At 67.9% G+C, this 16,023-nt stretch carries 17 protein-coding genes; 3 read left to right on the top strand and 14 right to left on the bottom strand.

Annotation, left to right across the window (positions count from 1 at the left end):
* Positions 1 to 123: 123 nt before the first annotated feature.
* Entirely contained in the window at positions 124 to 447 is a 324-nt protein-coding gene (locus ACFQE9_RS14045) for a Sec-independent protein translocase subunit TatA/TatB (RefSeq protein WP_379746026.1), read from the bottom strand.
* A 156-nt stretch (positions 448 to 603) separates the two neighbouring features.
* On the opposite strand from ACFQE9_RS14045, the gene ACFQE9_RS14040 reads away from it, so the two are divergent.
* Both ACFQE9_RS14040 and ACFQE9_RS14035 read left to right on the top strand, forming a co-directional pair.
* A complete protein-coding gene (locus tag ACFQE9_RS14040; RefSeq protein ID WP_379746024.1) occupies positions 604 to 1,092 on the top strand; it encodes a redoxin domain-containing protein in 489 nt (162 codons plus the stop codon).
* Between the two features lie 86 nt (positions 1,093 to 1,178).
* The gene (locus ACFQE9_RS14035) at positions 1,179 to 1,997 is read left to right on the top strand and encodes an HD domain-containing protein (RefSeq protein ID WP_379746022.1); all 819 of its coding nucleotides are present in this window, start codon (positions 1,179 to 1,181) and stop codon (positions 1,995 to 1,997) included.
* Positions 1,998 to 2,009: 12 nt separating this feature from the next.
* On the opposite strand, the gene ACFQE9_RS14030 is transcribed toward ACFQE9_RS14035, so the two are convergent.
* From ACFQE9_RS14030 to ACFQE9_RS13970, 13 genes are all read right to left on the bottom strand, one after another.
* A complete protein-coding gene (locus ACFQE9_RS14030) occupies positions 2,010 to 2,321 on the bottom strand; it encodes a hypothetical protein (RefSeq protein WP_379746019.1) in 312 nt (103 codons plus the stop codon).
* Positions 2,322 to 2,424: 103 nt separating this feature from the next.
* The gene (locus ACFQE9_RS14025; RefSeq protein ID WP_379746016.1) at positions 2,425 to 4,230 is read right to left on the bottom strand and encodes a Na(+)/H(+) antiporter subunit D; all 1,806 of its coding nucleotides are present in this window, start codon (positions 4,228 to 4,230) and stop codon (positions 2,425 to 2,427) included.
* On the bottom strand, positions 4,227 to 6,350 hold the full coding sequence (locus ACFQE9_RS14020) for a cation:proton antiporter (protein WP_379746013.1): 2,124 nt from the start codon (positions 6,348 to 6,350) through the stop codon (positions 4,227 to 4,229). The genes ACFQE9_RS14025 and ACFQE9_RS14020 overlap by 4 nt, the downstream gene beginning before the upstream one ends.
* Entirely contained in the window at positions 6,351 to 7,901 is a 1,551-nt protein-coding gene (locus ACFQE9_RS14015) for a proton-conducting transporter transmembrane domain-containing protein (protein ID WP_379746010.1), read from the bottom strand.
* Positions 7,898 to 8,350, bottom strand: a complete 453-nt coding sequence (locus ACFQE9_RS14010) for a cation:proton antiporter subunit C (protein ID WP_379746007.1) — start codon at positions 8,348 to 8,350, stop codon at positions 7,898 to 7,900. Before ACFQE9_RS14010 ends, ACFQE9_RS14015 begins: the two co-directional genes overlap by 4 nt.
* The gene (locus tag ACFQE9_RS14005; RefSeq protein ID WP_379746004.1) at positions 8,347 to 8,994 is read right to left on the bottom strand and encodes an MnhB domain-containing protein; all 648 of its coding nucleotides are present in this window, start codon (positions 8,992 to 8,994) and stop codon (positions 8,347 to 8,349) included. Before ACFQE9_RS14005 ends, ACFQE9_RS14010 begins: the two co-directional genes overlap by 4 nt.
* Positions 8,991 to 9,539, bottom strand: coding sequence for a DUF4040 domain-containing protein (locus ACFQE9_RS14000; protein WP_379746002.1), 549 nt, complete (start codon positions 9,537 to 9,539; stop codon positions 8,991 to 8,993). The genes ACFQE9_RS14005 and ACFQE9_RS14000 overlap by 4 nt, the downstream gene beginning before the upstream one ends.
* Positions 9,536 to 9,877 (bottom strand): monovalent cation/H(+) antiporter subunit G, encoded by a 342-nt coding sequence (mnhG, locus tag ACFQE9_RS13995; RefSeq protein WP_379745999.1) that lies wholly within the window; start codon positions 9,875 to 9,877, stop codon positions 9,536 to 9,538. The genes ACFQE9_RS14000 and mnhG overlap by 4 nt, the downstream gene beginning before the upstream one ends.
* The gene (locus tag ACFQE9_RS13990; protein ID WP_379745995.1) at positions 9,877 to 10,182 is read right to left on the bottom strand and encodes a cation:proton antiporter; all 306 of its coding nucleotides are present in this window, start codon (positions 10,180 to 10,182) and stop codon (positions 9,877 to 9,879) included. The genes mnhG and ACFQE9_RS13990 overlap by 1 nt, the downstream gene beginning before the upstream one ends.
* Complete coding sequence (locus ACFQE9_RS13985; RefSeq protein ID WP_379745992.1) at positions 10,179 to 11,321, bottom strand: monovalent cation/H+ antiporter subunit E; 1,143 nt, start codon at positions 11,319 to 11,321, stop codon at positions 10,179 to 10,181. The genes ACFQE9_RS13990 and ACFQE9_RS13985 overlap by 4 nt, the downstream gene beginning before the upstream one ends.
* 172 nt (positions 11,322 to 11,493) lie before the next feature.
* Entirely contained in the window at positions 11,494 to 12,651 is a 1,158-nt protein-coding gene (gene dnaJ / locus ACFQE9_RS13980; protein ID WP_379745989.1) for a molecular chaperone DnaJ, read from the bottom strand.
* Positions 12,652 to 12,845: 194 nt separating this feature from the next.
* Complete coding sequence (gene dnaK / locus ACFQE9_RS13975) at positions 12,846 to 14,771, bottom strand: molecular chaperone DnaK (RefSeq protein ID WP_379745986.1); 1,926 nt, start codon at positions 14,769 to 14,771, stop codon at positions 12,846 to 12,848.
* A 222-nt stretch (positions 14,772 to 14,993) separates the two neighbouring features.
* A complete protein-coding gene (locus ACFQE9_RS13970) occupies positions 14,994 to 15,326 on the bottom strand; it encodes a 30S ribosomal protein S10 (RefSeq protein WP_379745983.1) in 333 nt (110 codons plus the stop codon).
* A gap of 170 nt (positions 15,327 to 15,496) precedes the next feature.
* Between ACFQE9_RS13970 and ACFQE9_RS13965 the strand changes: the two genes are divergently transcribed.
* Positions 15,497 to 15,943: a bis(5'-nucleosyl)-tetraphosphatase gene (locus ACFQE9_RS13965; protein WP_379745980.1), complete on the top strand. Its 447-nt coding sequence runs from the start codon at positions 15,497 to 15,499 to the stop codon at positions 15,941 to 15,943.
* The last annotated feature ends 80 nt before the right edge of the window (positions 15,944 to 16,023 follow it).

Raw genomic sequence — 16,023 nt, 5'->3', positions numbered from 1 at the left:
GGACGCGGCGGGATTCGAACCCGCGATCGAGAGGTTAGGAACCTCTCGCCCTATCCACTAGGCCACGCGTCCGACGAGAAGGGGTCGGCCCGACGGGTCACTCACCCGAACGGTTCGGCCGTCTCACTTCGACGTCTCGGTCGCCGTCTCGGAGTCGGTCGCCGCTTCGGTCTCGGCTTCGTCGTCGTCAGCGTCGGTCGTCTCGGACGAGTCGGCCGAGGAGGTCGTCGAGTCGGACTCCTCGGTGGGATCGATCTCGCCTTGCATCTCCTGGAGCTCCTCCTCGACCTCCTCACGACCCTTCTTGAACTCGCCCATCGCCTGACCGGTGGAACGAGCGAGCTTCGGGATCTTCTGTGCGCCGAACAACAACACGAGGACGAGCAGGATGATGAGTAGCTCGGGACCGACCGGAAGCGGACCGAACAGTGGAATCGCGGGTGTCATCTCACCTCGCAGTAGCCCGGTTATTATTATATGCCTTTTGCTCCCCTCGGGACCCCGACCGACCATCCAAGGCCATCGTCGCTCATCGAGGACGATCGCTGCGTTCCGATCGACGCGAGCCATAAAGTAAAAACCGCGCGCGAACGACCGGCCGATATGGCATCCACCGGCGATACGGCACCCGATTTCGAGGCGACGTTCGTCGCTGACGACGTCGAATCGATGCGTCTGTCGGAGCGGCTCGGCGACGGCCCGGTCGTTCTCGCGTTCTTCCCGGCCGCGTTCACCGGAACCTGCACCACGGAGCTGTGTACGCTTCGCGACCGGTTCGACCGGTTCGAGGCGCTGAACGCGACGGTCATGGGGATCAGCACCGATCTCCCCTACGCCCTCTCGGAGTTCCGGTCCCAGGAGGAGTTCACCTTCGGACTCGTCAGCGACGCCGGCCACGAGGCGATCGCGGCATACGACGTCGTCGACTCGTTCGACCACGTCGGGATCGACGAGATCGCCCGCCGGTCCGTGTTCGTGATCGACGACGAGGGGACGATCACCTACCGCTGGCTCGCCGGCGAGCCGGGCGAGGAGCCCCCGTACGACGAGGTCGAAGCCGCGGTCGAGTCGGCCACCGCCGAGGCGATCTGAAAGCCGACGGGAGACGAAGCGTCAGACGCTCCCGATCGTGGTCCGCCAGCAGGCTTTTTAAGTTCGGACGCGACGACCGACGAGGCATGGACGACGACGCCGACGAATCGACGGAACGACGCGAGTACGATCCGGGCGCGGACCACGCCTTTCCGGACGGGCGTTTGAACGAGGTCCTCTCCGCGATCGAATCCGATCCGGAGATCGCCACGTACCTGCAGGCCCAAAACGTCAACGCGGTCACCCGAAAGGGGTACAACGACCACGGCGAGAAACACATCGAGATCGTTCGCGACCGTGCGCTCAGACTCTACGACCTGTTGAAGGCCGGCGGGGTCGAGTTCAACGGCGCCAGCGATCAGGGACTCGAGGAGGCCGACGAGGCCGTCATCGTCGCGCTCGCGGCGACGCTTCACGACGTCGGCCACGTCGTCCACCGCGACGACCACTCCTACTACTCCATCCCGCTCGCCGCCGATCTCCTCGATCGCTTCCTCCCCGAGTTCTACGGGACGGAGGCGGCCGTCCGCGTGAAGGCGGAGGTGCTACACGCTATCCTCTGTCACCACACCGAGGAGACGCCGCTGACGAGGGAGGCCGGCGTGATCCGGATCGCGGACGGGCTCGACATGGAGCGGGGGCGCTCGCGCATCCCCTACGAGAAGGGCGGCCGGGGCATCAACACGATCTCCTCACGGGCGATAGAACGCGTCGCGCTCGCGCCGGGGTCAGACCACGCCGTCGAGGTCGAGATCACGATGAACAACGCCGCCGGCGTCTACCAGGTCGACTCGCTTTTGAAGTCGAAACTCGAGGGATCGATGCTCGAGTCCGACGTCCGGATCGTCGCGATAAACACCAAAGGTGACGGCGAGGATCGGCTCGTCGAGCGGATCGAGCTGTAGCGACCGGGCCGTTCACGCCCCGGCGATCCGGACGAGGTTGTACCCGGCGGCGAGACACGAGAGCACGCCGACGCCGCCGAACATCACCGCCAGCACGACGTCGCGGTCGCGGTCGGCGACGACCGCCGGGATGGCGATCAGGACCATGCCGGCCAGCTTCGTCGCGATCATCCCGCGAACGAGGCCGTACCGGTCGATGAGCCGTCCGCCGATCGGGGACCCCTCCACGAACGGCCCGTGAGCGATCGCCACGTAGGTGGTGGCGACGTCGGCCGTCACGCCGAGGACGAACAGCGCGAGTCCGATCCCGAGACGGCGATCCATCGCTCGCGGCTATGCGAGGGGGATATAAGAAAACCGGGGACGGACGACGTCGGAGGCTCGCCCGTCCGCCTCACCCATCCCCCGAAACGGGCGACCGATCCGATCAGCCCACCAATACGAGGATCAAGGCGGCGGCCGCGACGAGCGTGATCACGAGGACGCCGCGGCCGATCCCGGACCGGATCTCCGAGTCGATTCCGAGGCGGCGAGCCGCGGATCGGGGGTTCATCGCGGTCCACTCGAGGAGCGCGACGAGCCGCATGGTCGCGCGGTCGACGGCGGCCCACAGCTCAGTCACGCCCCAGATCAATCCGCGTCCGGCGTAGAAGAACGCCGGGTAGGTGACGGCGTCGACGTCGCGAACGTGGTGGGCCAGCCAGCCGAGCGGCCGCTTGAGCGCGAAGAAGCCGACGAATCCGGCGACCAACAGCGCGGCGGACTCCCGAAGATGGCCGGCGCTGTAGGGGTGGAGCTCCGCGAGCAGGTACTCGGTGTGGGGCATCAATCCGATGAGCGTCTCGTAGGAGACGCCGAGGAACACGCAGGCGGCGGCGGCGAGCGTCATCCCGACGGTCTGAAAGGCCGTCGCGTCCCGCGGTGAGCTCGAGGCCGGGCCGTGGAAGAACGTGTAGTAGCCGAGCTTGATGAACGACATGAACGTCCCGACGCCGCCGAGGATGAGGAGCCACCACAGGAGCCCGCCGCCCAAGGCGATCTCGAACTGGTGGATCTCGTGGGCCGAGTCGATCACCATCCCCTTCGAGACGAAGCCGTTGAACCCGGGCACGGCCGTGATCGACGCGGCACCGACGAGGTAGATCACGAAGGCGATCGGCATCTTCCGCCAGAGGCCGCCCATCTCGCGGATGTCCTGTTTGCCGGTCCGGTAGATCACGACGCCGAGCGCCATGAACAGCAGGCTCTTGTAGAGGACGTTGTTGAGCAGGTGGGCGAACCCGCCCGCGAGCGCCTTCTCGCCGACGTAGCCAGCGAGCCCGATCCCGGCGAGCATGTAGCCGACCTGCGCCTGGATGTGGTAGGAGAGCAGCCGCCGCGGGTCGTACTGCAACAGCGCGAAGAAGGCGCCGTAGACCGCCATCGCGCCGCCGAGGTAGGCCATCCAGAGCCCGCCCTCGGGGAACGCCCGGTAGAGGACGTAGACGGCGGTCTTCGTCGTGAAGACCGACAGGAACACAGAGGCCGCGATGTGCGGGCGCGGGTAGGTGTCGGGCAGCCACGTGTGAAGCAGGATGAACCCGCAGTTGATCCCGATCCCGACCGCCGCGAGCGGGGCGGCCGACGCGTGGATTCCCGTCTCGGCGGTGAACAGGAAGCTCTCGACGGCCCCGAAGTGAACGACGACCGCCGCGAGCAACAGCGTCCCCCCGATGCCGTGGAAGATCGCGTATCGGAATCCGGCCCGGACCGCCTCGCCGCCGTGGTGCCAGACGAGAAGCGTCGAGGTGACGGCCATCAGCTCCCAGAAGAAGACGAGCGTGAGCCAGTCGCCGGCGTAGACGGTCGCGACGGTCGAGGCGACGTAGATCAACGCGAGCCCGCTCGTCCACTTCGGGGCGTCGCTGCCGTAGGCGTAGGCCACCGCGGCGGTCGCGAGGAACCCGATCACGGCGCCCATCAGCCGCGAGAAGTCGTCGACGTTGAGGAACACGACGTCGAACCCGAGGAACCGTCCCGCCAGGAGGGGACCGTAGACGCTCGGATCGAAGGCGAGGGCCTGGACGAGGACGAACGCGGTCGCCGCCGCTCCAAGCAGGTGACCGATCCGTCGGGGCAAGGCGACGACGAGCAGCGCGGCGATCGCCACGAGCGCGTACGACGGGAGCGAAAGCAGCGCCGGCGGAAGCCAGGACGCGAGCGCGCCCAGATCGACCGCGCCGACGCCCGTCATGGTCCCACCCCCGCGCCCTCGAGGCGCGTGTCGACGATGAGCTGGATCAGCTCCAGGAAGCCGGTCTCGGTCGGCACGACCCCGACGAGGACGGCGAGGGTCATCGCCGTCAGGATCGGCGCGAGCATGAACCACGTCGTCTCGCGTCCCAGCAGGGCGTCGAGACCGCGGATCGACTCCCAACCGCCCGGCGGCGGCCCGCCGTGGTGGTCGTGGTCGGCGGAGTCGTCAGCGTGGTGGTCGTGGTCGATGCGATCGTCACCGTGGCGACCGTGATCGTCGCCACGATCATCGTGATCGCCACGATCATCCTCTGGCTCGGGCGTCGAATCCCGAAAGCCGACGGTCGCGTCCGAGGGGTTCTTGTCGACCGCGTAATCGCCGGTGTCGATCCGCTCGGCCGGCTCGGAGAAGTCCCGATCGCCGGGGGAGAAGTCGGGTCGTACGACACCATCCGGATCCATCGCGACGTCCTCGGCGTCCGGAATCGTCTCCTCGGCGACGGCGGTGTCCTCCTCAGCGACGGTGGTCTTCTCCTCGAAGTCGGCGGGTTCGGAGGCCTCGGCGGCGTCCTCGGCGTTTTCGTCACCCTCCTCCGCTCGTCCGTCGACGGGGGCGTGATCGTCGTCGGCGACGTGGTCGTCGTCCGGTTCGCGTTCGCCGCCGTCGGTCCGCGGCGACTCCACGGTTGCGGTCGTCCGTCCGCCGAGCGGGAAGTCGACGAGCGGCTTGGAGTCGTGAGATTCCTCCGACTCGAAGAACGCGGTGTAGACGACCGGCCAGAAGTAGGCGATGTTGAGGACGCCCGAGAGCAACAGCGCGCCGGCCAGGTAGTAGCCGACGGGCGTGAGCGCCGCGCCCATCCGGACGCCGCCGATCAGCATGTAGTACTTGCTTACGAACCCGGCGACGAGCGGGATGCCGGCCATCCCGGCGGCGGCGACGGTGAACGCGCCCATCGTCACCGGCATCCGCTTTCCGATCCCGGCCATCTCCGAGATGTAGTCGGTGTGGGTCTCGACGTGGATGCAGCCGGCACAGAAGAACAGCGTGAGCTTCATGAACGCGTGCGCGGGGATGTGAAGCAGCGCCCCGACGAGGCCGTACCACCCGAACAGCCCCAGTCCAAGCAGGATGTAGCTGAGCTGGCTCACCGTCGAGTAGGCGAGCCGCTGTTTGAGGTGGTCCTTGCGCAAGGCGATCACGCTGGCCGCCGTCAGCGTGAACGCGGCCGCCACCGACAGCCAGATCCCCACGCCGAGATCGAAGACGACCTCGGGTCCGTAGACGTCGAGGACGAGCCGCGAGACGCCGAACGCGCCGGATTTGACGACGGCGACGGCGTGCAACAGCCCCGACACCGGCGTCGGGGCGACCATCGCCTCGGGGAGCCACTGGTGGAGCGGCATCAGCCCGGCCTTGACGCCGAATCCGACCGCGAGCAGGACGAAGGCGATCTTCGCCATCAATGGGTCGGTGCTCGCGGCGGTCGCGAGCGCGTCGATCCCGCCGGCCGAAAAGGAGACGGTCGGCTCGCCGACGAGCCCGGTCAGCCAGTAGACCAACACGGTCCCGGCGAGCACGAGCACGCCGCCCCCGAACATGGTGTACGCGAGGTACTTGCGGCCCGCCGAGCGCGCCTCCGCGGTCTCGTCGTGGGCGACGAGCGGGTAGGTCGCGATCGACAACAGCTCGTAGAAGACGAAGATGGTGACGAGGTTGCCGGCGAAGGCGATCCCCATCGTCGTCGACAGCGAGACGGCGAAGGCGGCGAAGTAGCGCGTCTGGTTGGGCTCGTCGAGCCCGCGCATGTAGCCGATGCTGTAGAGCGAGGTCACGATCCATAGGCCGCTCGCGAGGAACGCGAAGAGCATTCCGAGGGGGTCCGCCCGCAGCGTGAGCTGGACGCCCGGCAGGAACGCCAGGAGGTTCGAGACGTAGACGGTGCCGCCGAGCACGCCGGGCAGCATCGAGGCGACGGCGGCGAACTTCCCGACGGCGGCCAGGAGCGTCCACCCCTCCCGGAGGTTCGGTCGCCGGTAGGAGGCGACGATGAACCCGGACGCAACGAACGATACGAGGACGGCGACGAGCGGTCTCAGTGATTCGACTTCGGTCATTTAGAACATCCTCCCGAGGAACGGGTCGAAGAGATCGTAGACGGCGAAGCCGGCGAAGCCGAGCCCGACGGCGGTCAGCGTGACGGCCACGAGGACGACGAGGGCGCCGGTCGGAACGGGCCCGACGGACTCGCCGCCGTCAGCGAGCGCGTCGGACGGCCCCGAGCCGGACGATCCGCCATCCGCAGTCGAGTCGACGGCGGGATCCACGCCGGCGAAGTAGAGTTGTTCGACGATCCGAGCGACGTACGCGAGCGTGAACAGGGTGCTCAAAAGCATCACGACGGCGATCCCCGCACCGGCCGGATCGCCGGTTCCGGCGACCCTGACGGCGCCGAGGGCGATGTACCACTTCCCGAGCAGCCCGACCGACGGGGGAATCCCGACGAGCGCGAGCCCGAGGACGACGAAGGCCCCCGAGACGTACGGCGCGCGTCGAGCCAGGCTCGCGAGGTCGCGAACACGTCTGGCTCCGTAGCCGTACGCGAGGAGGCCGATCGCGAGGAACAGCCCGAACTTGAGGAGCCCGTGGCCGATCAGGTGGACGATCCCGCCGAGCAGCGCGGTCTCGTTCGCCAGTCCGATCGCCGCGACGATCATCCCGAACTGGGCGACCGAGGAGTAGGCGAACAGGCGCTTGAGGTCGGACTGCATGACCGCGAGCGCGGAGCCGACGAGGATCGAGACGCCGGCGACGAGCAACATCCCGTTCGTGATGTGGGGATTGGCCTCGAGGAACTCGACGGTGAAGACGGTGTACGTGACGCGCAACAGCGCGTAGGCGGCGGCCGTCGAGACTAACGCCGCGATCAGCGCCGTCACCGAATCCGGCGCGCGCTGGTAGGCGTCCGGCTGCCAGACGTGCAGCGGGAACAGGGCGATCTTGAGCCCGAAGCCGACCGCGATAAAGGCGTAGCCCGCCTGGATCAGCGGGTCGCCGTAGCCGACCGAGGCGATCGCGCCCTGGAGGTCGACCATGTTGAGCGATCCCGTCGCGAGGAACGTGTAGCCGACGCCGACGAGGTACAGCGAGGCGCCGACCGTCCCGACCATCAGGTACTTGATCGAGGCGTAGGCGCTCGCGCCCGACCGGTCGGCGGCGACGAGCGCGTAGGTCGTCAGGCCGACGATCTCCAAGAAGACGAACAGGTTGAACAGGTCGCCGGTGAGCGCCATGCCCATCAGCCCGCCGACCAGCATGAGGTAGGCGGCGTAGAACGCGTTCCCGCGCGGTCCGGCGACTCGCGAGAGGACGAGCGTGGCCGCGGCGACGATCGCGATCAGCGCGACCATCGCGGCCGACAGCTCGTCGGCGACGAGCTCGATCCCGTACGGCCGCTGCCAGCCGCCCAGCTCGTGGACGATCCCGATCGGGGAGGGCGGATCGAGGAACGCCGTCCGAACGACCGCCCCAGCCATCGCGAGGAGGGCGAGAGCGGTCGCGGCGGCGATCGGCCACCCGACGTCGTCGTAGCGAAGCCCGAGAGCGATCGGCATCGTCGCGGCGACGATGGGCACCACGATCAACGCGGGCAACAGGACGTCGATCACGCGGCGTCACCCCCTTCGTCGGTCCCGGGTGCATCCGGAGCGGCCGGTGCGTCGGGGATCGCGTCCTCCTCGCGCATCACCTCTCGTAGCGCGTCCGTACGGAGGGTTCCGTACTCCGCGTAGATCCGCAGACAGAGCGCGAGTCCGACCGCCGTGAGGCTCACGCCGACGACGATGGCGGTGAGGACGATGACCTGCGGGAGCGGGCTCACGTGGAGCGTCTCGCCGCCGCCGTCGTGGACGATCGGTATCGCCCCGCCGCGCACGTACGCGGAGGCGATGAAGAGGAGGAATATCGCCGTCTGGAACAGGTTGAGTCCGATGATCTTCTTCACCAGGTGCTCGTTGGCGATCATCATGTACAGGCCGATACAGAGCAGGATCGCGAACACGGCGTAGGCGTGTCGCGTCGCCAGCAGGTCGACGACGGTGAGCGCGACGCCCGTCATTCGGACCCCTCCGTCGGCTCGGTGTCGTTCGGCCGGGTTGAGCCGCCGTTTCCGGCGTCGTGGTCGTCGAAGCCGGCGGCGAGGAGGAAGAACAGCCCCACGAGCACGCCGGCGACGATGGGCCCGATCCCGAGGATCTCGACGCCCTCCATGCCGTACTTCACCGGATGGGGGATCGGAAGCAGCGCGTACTCGAGGAAGGTGCCGCCGCGGGCGAGCCCGACGATCCCGATGCCGGCGAAGACGAGGACGCCGCCGACGCCGAGTCCGACGACGGTCGCGTTCGTGAACCACTCGCGGGTGGAGTCGATCCCGAACGCGAAGGCGATCATCAACACGACCGCGGCGACGATGGCGCCTCCCTGGAACCCCCCGCCCGGCGACCCGCCGCCGTGGAAGGTGACGAACAGCCCGTAGGTGAACGCGAACGGCGAGACGATCTTGACCGTCGACATGATCACCTGGCTCTCCGTGTAGGGCGTCTGTTGACGCTGGATCCGGGAGAGATGCGGCCGCTCGTCGCGCCCGGAGTAGGTCGGCTCGATCGGGGGGGCGCCGGAGCGCTCGTCGTCGCCCCCGTCGCCGTTGGGGACGGCGGAATCGGTCGTTTTCCCGGCGTCGCCGGGGGAGGAGCGGTCGCTCACGAGAACACCTCCCGGTGGAGGACCACCATCGCCGCCACGCCGGCGGCGAAGACCACGACCGCCTCCCCGAAGGTGTCGAACCCCCGGTAGGAGGCGAGCACGGCCATCACCGCGTTCTCGACGCCCGTGTCGGCGTAGGTGTTCGCGAGGTAGTAGCCGGTGACGTCGGGATTCGACCAGACGGGCGCGTCCGGGTCGCCGACGGCCGGCATGAACGAGACCGTGGCGAGCATCACGGCACACAGGGCGCCCACCGCCGCTGCGGCCGACCAGTCGACCGTCTCGAAGACGACCTCGCGGTCGATGCGCGAGGTCTTCGCGATGGTGAGAAGCAACAGGACGGTCGTGACGCCCGCCGAGATCGCCGCCTCGGTGAGCGCGACGTCCGGGGCTCGATAGAACGTGTACAGCGCGGCCATGCCGAGGCTGTAGGCCCCGAAGACGATGATCGACGAGAGGACGTCCCGGGCGAGCGCCGTCACGAGCGCCGTGGCGATCACGAAGACGAAGAGCATCGCCTCGATCGCGGTTACGCTCGCGCTCATCGGCGCTCGTCCCCCTCGGTCCACGGCACGATCCCGTCCTCGAAGGCGGCCCTCGCGATCGCGTGTGCCGCCGTCGGGTTCGTCACGAAGATGAAGAACAACAGGATCACCGTCTTGATCGAGGCACCCTGCCACCCGAGCGTGAGCGCGACGGCCGCCAATCCGAATCCCGCGCCGAGCGTGTCGGCCTGGGAGGCGGTGTGGGCCCGCGCGTAGACGTCCGGAAGCCGGATCACGCCCGTCATCGAGACGAACGTGAAGAACAGCGCCCCGGCGAGACACGCGACGACGAGGACGATCCGGGCGATCGTGACCGGATCGGTCGACTCGAGCGCCATCAGAGGACCCCCCCGCGTTCGACCGTGAACTTCGAGATCGCGATCGCCATCAGGAAGTTCAACAGGGCGTAGACGAGCGCGATGTCGAGGAACGTCGGCTCGCCGAGCCCGGCGCCTAGAAGCGCAAGGATGACGACCGTGTTGGTCCCGAGCACGTTGACTGCGAGGACCCGATCCTGCATCGTCGGGCCCTTGACGGCCCGATACAGCATTCCGAGCGCGAGCAGGACGAACCCGGCGGCGGCGGCCAACAGGACGTCCCCGACCGTGTACCCGCTCGCGATCGCGACGTCGGCGATGCTCATCGGTTCGGCCCCTCCCGAGGGTCGTCGTCAGCCGGTTCGGACGAGCCGTCCCCAGTCGCGATCGACCGTCCGCCGTCGGCGGCGAGAAGGGGCATGTCCTCGTCGGCGTCGGGGCCCTGCAACACCGCGCAGTCGTCGCGCTCGCGCGGCGTCGGGAGCCGTGCGGCCTCGCGGCCGTAGAAGACGAACCGGGTCCACCGCTCGAGCCCGCCGTCGAAGAGCCCCTCGCGGGCCCACGGGATGAGCGTGTGGACGTAGAGGTCGGCGTCCCGCGCGCGAACCGTGAGCGTGCCGGGGGTCAACGTGATCGAGTTCGCCAGCGTCGTGACGGGGAGGCCGGACCCGACGAGTACGCGCATCCGGGTCATCGTCGGCTCGATCGGCAGGGAGGGCGAGAGGATGACTCGGGCGACGACGAGGTTCGATTTGAGGATCTCGAAGAACAACACGGGGACGTAGATGACGCCGCGAAACAGGCGCATCGGCGTTTCCGGAAACGTCGGATCGTGATCGAGGCTGACCCGGGAGAGCGATATGGCGACGACGAGCGCGGAGGCGACCCCGGTCACGAGGTCGAACCAGTAGGTGGGATCGCCGAGCACCATGTAGAAGACGAACGAGAGGCCGAAGACCGCGGCGAACCGCAGCCCCGTGAGCTCCTTTGCGATCCGGACGTGACGTGCGGGACGGTCGACGGTGGCCTCGCGCACCGAAAGCGGCGTCGAGGCGAGTTCGAACTCCATGGGCTGTAACAGCGTCGTGTTCCCCACCGGGGTGTACTCGGGATCGAGGATCACGGTGTCGATGCCGTGATCGTCGGCGTATCGGTGGAGCTGATCCGCGAAGTCTCCGGGGCCGAACAGGTAGGCCTCCTCGCCCACGATCGACGTCTCGACGGCGACGTCCTCGACGCCCGCGTCCTCGAGGTCGTAGCGGGCCCAGACCGCGACCTCCTCGAGCAGGTCGCTCGCGGCCGCCCGCCGCCGCGTGGCGCTCGGATCGTCGGTTCGCCAGGAGGCGAGATGGACGAAGTGGATCGCCTCGATCCCGTCGGCGGCCGCCTCGCTCGTGACGTGTGAGACCGTCGAGCGAAGCGTGGACGATTCCTCGACCGGGACGAGCACCCGGGCCTCAGCCACCGGGAGCACCTCCCGGGATCGGTGATGGAGCGGATGAAGACGACATACGGGGTTCTCGTTCGATGGGTCGAACGGACGACCCAAAACAGTTCTTATCCGACGCGGCGGACGGGTCGACCCCGTCGCTTGTTTCCGTTCTCCGCCGTTCCACTTCGACGCCGACGCTGCCGGCTCAAAAGGTGCTCTTCAGCCGCTCGAAGAAGCCCTGTTCGACGTCGATCTCCTCGCCGCCGGCCTCGGCGAAGGCCTCCAGGGCCTCGCGCTGTTCGTCGTTGAGCGAGTCGGGGACGACCACCTGCACCTGGACGTACAGGTCGCCGCGGCCGCGACCCCGAAGCCGGGGCATGCCCTTGCCAGAAAGGCGGAACGTCTCGCCGCTTTGTGTGCCGGCCGGAACGTCCATCTCGACGGTTCCGTCCACGGCCTCGATCTGCACCGTGTCGCCGAAGACCGCCTGCGGGAACGAGACCGCCTCGTGGACGTGCAGGTCGGCGCCCTCGCGCTCGAACCGGTCGCCGACGTCGACGTCGACCTCGATGAGGAGGTCGCCGTTCGGGCCGCCGTTCTCGCCGGGAGCGCCCTCTCTCTCCATCCGGAGGCTCTGTCCCGACTGGATGCCCGCGGGGATCTCGACCGACAGCGTCGCCTCGTTGCGGACGATCCCGTCGCCGCCGCAGGCCGAACACCGCTCGCTGTAGGTCTCGCCGGTGCCCTCACACCGGGGACACGTCGTCGTCTGCTGGACGCGCCCGAGCGGCGTCTGTTGGACCTGGGTCACCTGTCCCTGGCCGCCACACTGTCCGCAGGTGGAGACGTCGGCGTCCGGCGGGTGACCCGCGCCGTCACACTCCGCACACCGCTCGGGACGGGTGACGGTGAACTGCTTCGTGGCCCCCTCGAAGGCCTCCTCCAGATCGATGGTGACTCCCGTCCGGAGGTCTTGACCCTGTCGAGGGCGGTTCGGGTCGTTCCCGCGGCCGCGACCGCCGCCGCCGAAGAACTGGTTGAAGATGTCCTCGAAGCCGCCGCCACCGCCGCCGCCGAAGGGACCGCCCGCGCCGCCCGGCCCGCCGCCAGCGCCGGAGCCGGCCGCGCCGTGTTTTTCGGCCTCGACGAATCGGTCGTGGCCCAGCTGGTCGTACTGGCGGCGCGTCTCCTCGTCGGTGAGGACCTCCTTCGCCTTCTTGATCTTCTTGAACCGCTCCTCGGCGTCGTCGTGATCGCTGACGTCGGGGTGGTACTCGGCCGCCTTCTCTCGATACGCCCGTTTTATCTCGTCGACGTCGGCGTCCCGTGAGACCCCGAGTACGTCGTAGAAGTCCTCGCTCATGCGTGTTGGTTCGGTCTTGTGACCCCGTAATTCGTCGGGCTACTTGAAAAGCGTGCACCCGGACCGCGCGGGGGCGCGGTCGGCGTCGGTCGATTCGGAGCGTGCGTCCGTTCGCTCGCCGGTCCGGACGGGGGCGACTCGTCCCCGTCCACGCTCGAGAGGGCGACGCTCCCCTGATCGAGCGCGAACCGGAACTACTCCTCTTCGTCTTCGTTTTCGTCGACGTCCTCGAAGTCGGCGTCGACGTACTCGTCGTCGCCGGCCTCGCCCGCACCGGGACCCGCGCCACCGGCGCCGGCGCCGCCCATGCCGCCGGGTCCGGCACCGCCCATGCCGCCGGCACCCGCGCCGCCGGCCGCGCCGGCCTGGGCCGCCTGTTCCTGATACATCTGCTTGCCGATCTCCTGAAGCTGCTCGGTGAGCGACTCGGTCGCCTCCTCGAGGTCCTCGATGGAGGCGTCCTCGTCCTCGAGGACCGCCTCGACGTCCTCGATCTCGGCCTCGATGTCGGCGGCCAGGTCGTCGTCGACGTCCTCCTCGTTCTCCTCCAGGAGCGTCTCCGCGCGCTGGATCGTCGATTCGGCCTCGTTTCTGGCCTCGATGAGCTCGCGGCGCTTCTCGTCCTCCTCGGCGTGCTCCTCGGCCTCCTCCTGCATGCGTTCGATCTCGTCGTCGGAGAGACCGGCGCCGCCCTCGATCGTGATGGACTCGGCGTTGCCGGAGCCCTTGTCCTCGGCCTCGACGTTGACGATGCCGTTCTCGTCGATGTTGAACGAGACCTCGATCTGCGGCGTCCCGGCCGGCGCCGGCGGGATGCCGGTGAGCTGGAAGGCGCCGAGCAGCTCGTTCTCCTCGGCGATCTCGCGTTCGCCCTGGAAGACGCGGACGTTGACGGAGGTCTGGTTGTCGGCGGCGGTCGTGAAGACCTTCGAGGCCTCAGTCGGGATGGTCGTGTTCTTCTCGATGAGTCGCTCGAAGAGGCCGCCCTTCACCTCGATGCCGAGCGACAGCGGGGTGACGTCGAGCAGGACGATGTCGTCGACGTCGCCGGAGAGCACGCCGCCCTGGATGGCCGCGCCGAGCGCGACGGCCTCGTCGGGGTTGACGTTCTTCTTCGGCTCCTGGCCGACGAGGTCCTCGACCTTCTCCTGGACCTGCGGCATCCGCGTGGATCCGCCGACGAGGATGACCTCGTCGATGTCGCCCTTCGAGTAGCCGGCGTCCTCGAGGGCCTGCTCGGTCGGGCCGACGGTCCGCTCGAGGAGGTCCTTCGTCAGCGACTCGAAGGTCGCCCGCGTGATCGACTGTTCGAGGTGGACGGGACCGGAGTCGGTCGCCGTGACGAACGGCAGATTGACCGTCGTCTCCTTTTTGTTCGACAGCTCGATCTTCGCCTCCTCCGCGGCCTCGGTGAGCCGCTGGAGCGCCTGTCTGTCCTCGCGGAGGTCGATCCCGTGGTCGTTCTCGAACTCCTCGGCGAGATGGTCGATGATCGCCTGGTCCCAGTCGTCGCCGCCCAGGTCGTTGTCGCCGTTCGTCGCGACGACCTCGTAGACGCCGCCGCCCAGATCGAGGACGGAGACGTCGAAGGTCCCACCGCCCAGGTCGTAGACGAGGACGGTCTGGTCGGACTCGTCGTCGAGGCCGTAGGCCATCGCGGCCGCCGTCGGCTCGTTGACGATCCGGTCGACCTCGAAGCCGGCGATCTCGCCCGCGTCCTTGGTCGCCTGGCGCTGTTTGTCGTTGAAGTACGCCGGAACCGTGATGACCGCCTTCTCGATCTCCTCGCCGAGATACTCCTCGGCGTCGCGTTTGATCTTCTGGAGGATCATCGCCGAGATCTGTTCGGGCGTGTACTCCTCGCCCTCGACCTCGACGGCGTAGTCCTCCTCGCCCATGTGACGCTTGATGGACTGGATCGTTCCGTCCGGGTTCTGGACGGCCTGGTTCTTGGCGGGCTTTCCGACCAGCCGATCGCCGTCGTCGGAGAACGCGACGATCGACGGGGTCGTCCGATCGCCTTCGGCGTTCGCGATGATTTCGGGGTCGCCACCCTCCATCACGGCGAACGCGGAGTTGGTGGTACCGAGGTCGATACCGAGGATCTTGTTGCTCGCCATCTTGGCCGAATATACCGGCTTGCGTCGGTTAAAGGTTACTAGACGCGGTCACGAACGAGTTCCATTGAATCGGCCGCAGTCGTGCGTTTTTCCCGGGAGGTGTCCCGGAACGTTCGGTGTTTTTATGCTGATCCGCATTTCCACCGCCGCGTTCGCGATCGGAATCGGGTCGCAGGATCAAAAAAGCCGGTCGCGGGAGTGATCCAGTCGGGGAGCGAACGTTCACTCGCGGCCGTGGCCGAGCGGCTTCTTCCGGTCGACCTCGACCTCGACGTGGATCGAATCGGGGAACTCGCGGTCGACCATCTCGCGAGCGACGTCGTCGGATCCGTGGATCTCGAGACGGCGGCCGTAGACGGTGTATTCCCACGGCGAGAACTGGTCGCCGGGCGCGAGCCGCTTGTACAGCTGTACCCGCGCGTGCTCGGGCGAGGACGCGTGCGGACCCTTGCACTCGGCGCCCTTCCGTTCGACCGTCCGCTTCAGGTCCTCGACCGTCTCCTCGAGGACGGCCCGGTCCCCGGACTCGAAGGAGAGTTTGGTTACGAAGGTCATTCTGTGATGTTCGAGCGTCCGTGTCCGAGGCCTAAAAACGCACCTACCCGCTCTCGTGTTTTCCCGGATCGACGGGTCGAAGGCCGGTAGCGGCGGCGACGTCGGGCGATGAGGCGGGAGCGATGAGCCGTCCGACACCCTCTTTAGCGGTGACGTAGTACGGTTTCGCAATGACGGTCGAAGCGACGAGCGCCGGAGCCATCCTCTTCCGCGACACCCGCGGCCATCGGGAGTACCTGCTCCTGAAGAGCCGACCGGGGGACTGGGAGTTCCCCAAAGGCGGGGTCGAGGGGGACGAGGAGCTCCAGCAAACGGCGATCAGGGAGGTCAAAGAGGAGGCGGGGATCGAGGATTTCCGCCTCATCGACGGCTTCCGCGAGGAGTACGACTACGTCTTCGAGGCCAACGGCGAGACGATCCACAAGACGGTCCACCTGTTCATCGCGCGCTCCTTCGAGGCGAGCGCGGAGCTCTCGAACGAGCATCGCGACCTCCAGTGGCGCGATTACGACCAGGCCGCGAACACGATCACCCAGGACGGACCACGGGAGATCTTCGAGGAGGCCCACGAGTTCCTCGACGACATCAAGGCGGAATCGGAAAACCGATACGTCTGATCCGTCCGGGGCGGCGATCGGCCAGCCCCCGGGAGCGGGTGGTCTCGGAGAACGTCCCCGGAGAGCGGCTACGAGCGGTC

This window comes from Halopenitus salinus, from assembly GCF_042662125.1.
GTDB classification, from domain to species: Archaea; Halobacteriota; Halobacteria; order Halobacteriales; family Haloferacaceae; genus Halopenitus; species Halopenitus salinus.
This window is presented reverse-complemented; position numbering and strand designations above follow the sequence as displayed.

Bases quoted from the DNA above. Each gene is read 5' to 3' on its own strand.
- ACFQE9_RS14045 (WP_379746026.1), bottom strand. From the start codon at position 447: ATGACACCCGCGATTCCACTGTTCGGTCCGCTTCCGGTCGGTCCCGAG.
- ACFQE9_RS14040 (WP_379746024.1), top strand. From the start codon at position 604: ATGGCATCCACCGGCGATACGGCACCCGATTTCGAGGCGACGTTCGTC.
- ACFQE9_RS14035 (WP_379746022.1), top strand. From the start codon at position 1,179: ATGGACGACGACGCCGACGAATCGACGGAACGACGCGAGTACGATCCG.
- ACFQE9_RS14030 (WP_379746019.1), bottom strand. From the start codon at position 2,321: ATGGATCGCCGTCTCGGGATCGGACTCGCGCTGTTCGTCCTCGGCGTG.
- ACFQE9_RS14025 (WP_379746016.1), bottom strand. From the start codon at position 4,230: ATGACGGGCGTCGGCGCGGTCGATCTGGGCGCGCTCGCGTCCTGGCTT.
- ACFQE9_RS14020 (WP_379746013.1), bottom strand. From the start codon at position 6,350: ATGACCGAAGTCGAATCACTGAGACCGCTCGTCGCCGTCCTCGTATCG.
- ACFQE9_RS14010 (WP_379746007.1), bottom strand. From the start codon at position 8,350: ATGACGGGCGTCGCGCTCACCGTCGTCGACCTGCTGGCGACGCGACAC.
- ACFQE9_RS14000 (WP_379746002.1), bottom strand. From the start codon at position 9,539: ATGAGCGCGAGCGTAACCGCGATCGAGGCGATGCTCTTCGTCTTCGTG.
- mnhG (WP_379745999.1), bottom strand. From the start codon at position 9,877: ATGGCGCTCGAGTCGACCGATCCGGTCACGATCGCCCGGATCGTCCTC.
- ACFQE9_RS13990 (WP_379745995.1), bottom strand. From the start codon at position 10,182: ATGAGCATCGCCGACGTCGCGATCGCGAGCGGGTACACGGTCGGGGAC.
- dnaJ (WP_379745989.1), bottom strand. From the start codon at position 12,651: ATGAGCGAGGACTTCTACGACGTACTCGGGGTCTCACGGGACGCCGAC.
- dnaK (WP_379745986.1), bottom strand. From the start codon at position 14,771: ATGGCGAGCAACAAGATCCTCGGTATCGACCTCGGTACCACCAACTCC.
- ACFQE9_RS13970 (WP_379745983.1), bottom strand. From the start codon at position 15,326: ATGACCTTCGTAACCAAACTCTCCTTCGAGTCCGGGGACCGGGCCGTC.
- ACFQE9_RS13965 (WP_379745980.1), top strand. From the start codon at position 15,497: ATGACGGTCGAAGCGACGAGCGCCGGAGCCATCCTCTTCCGCGACACC.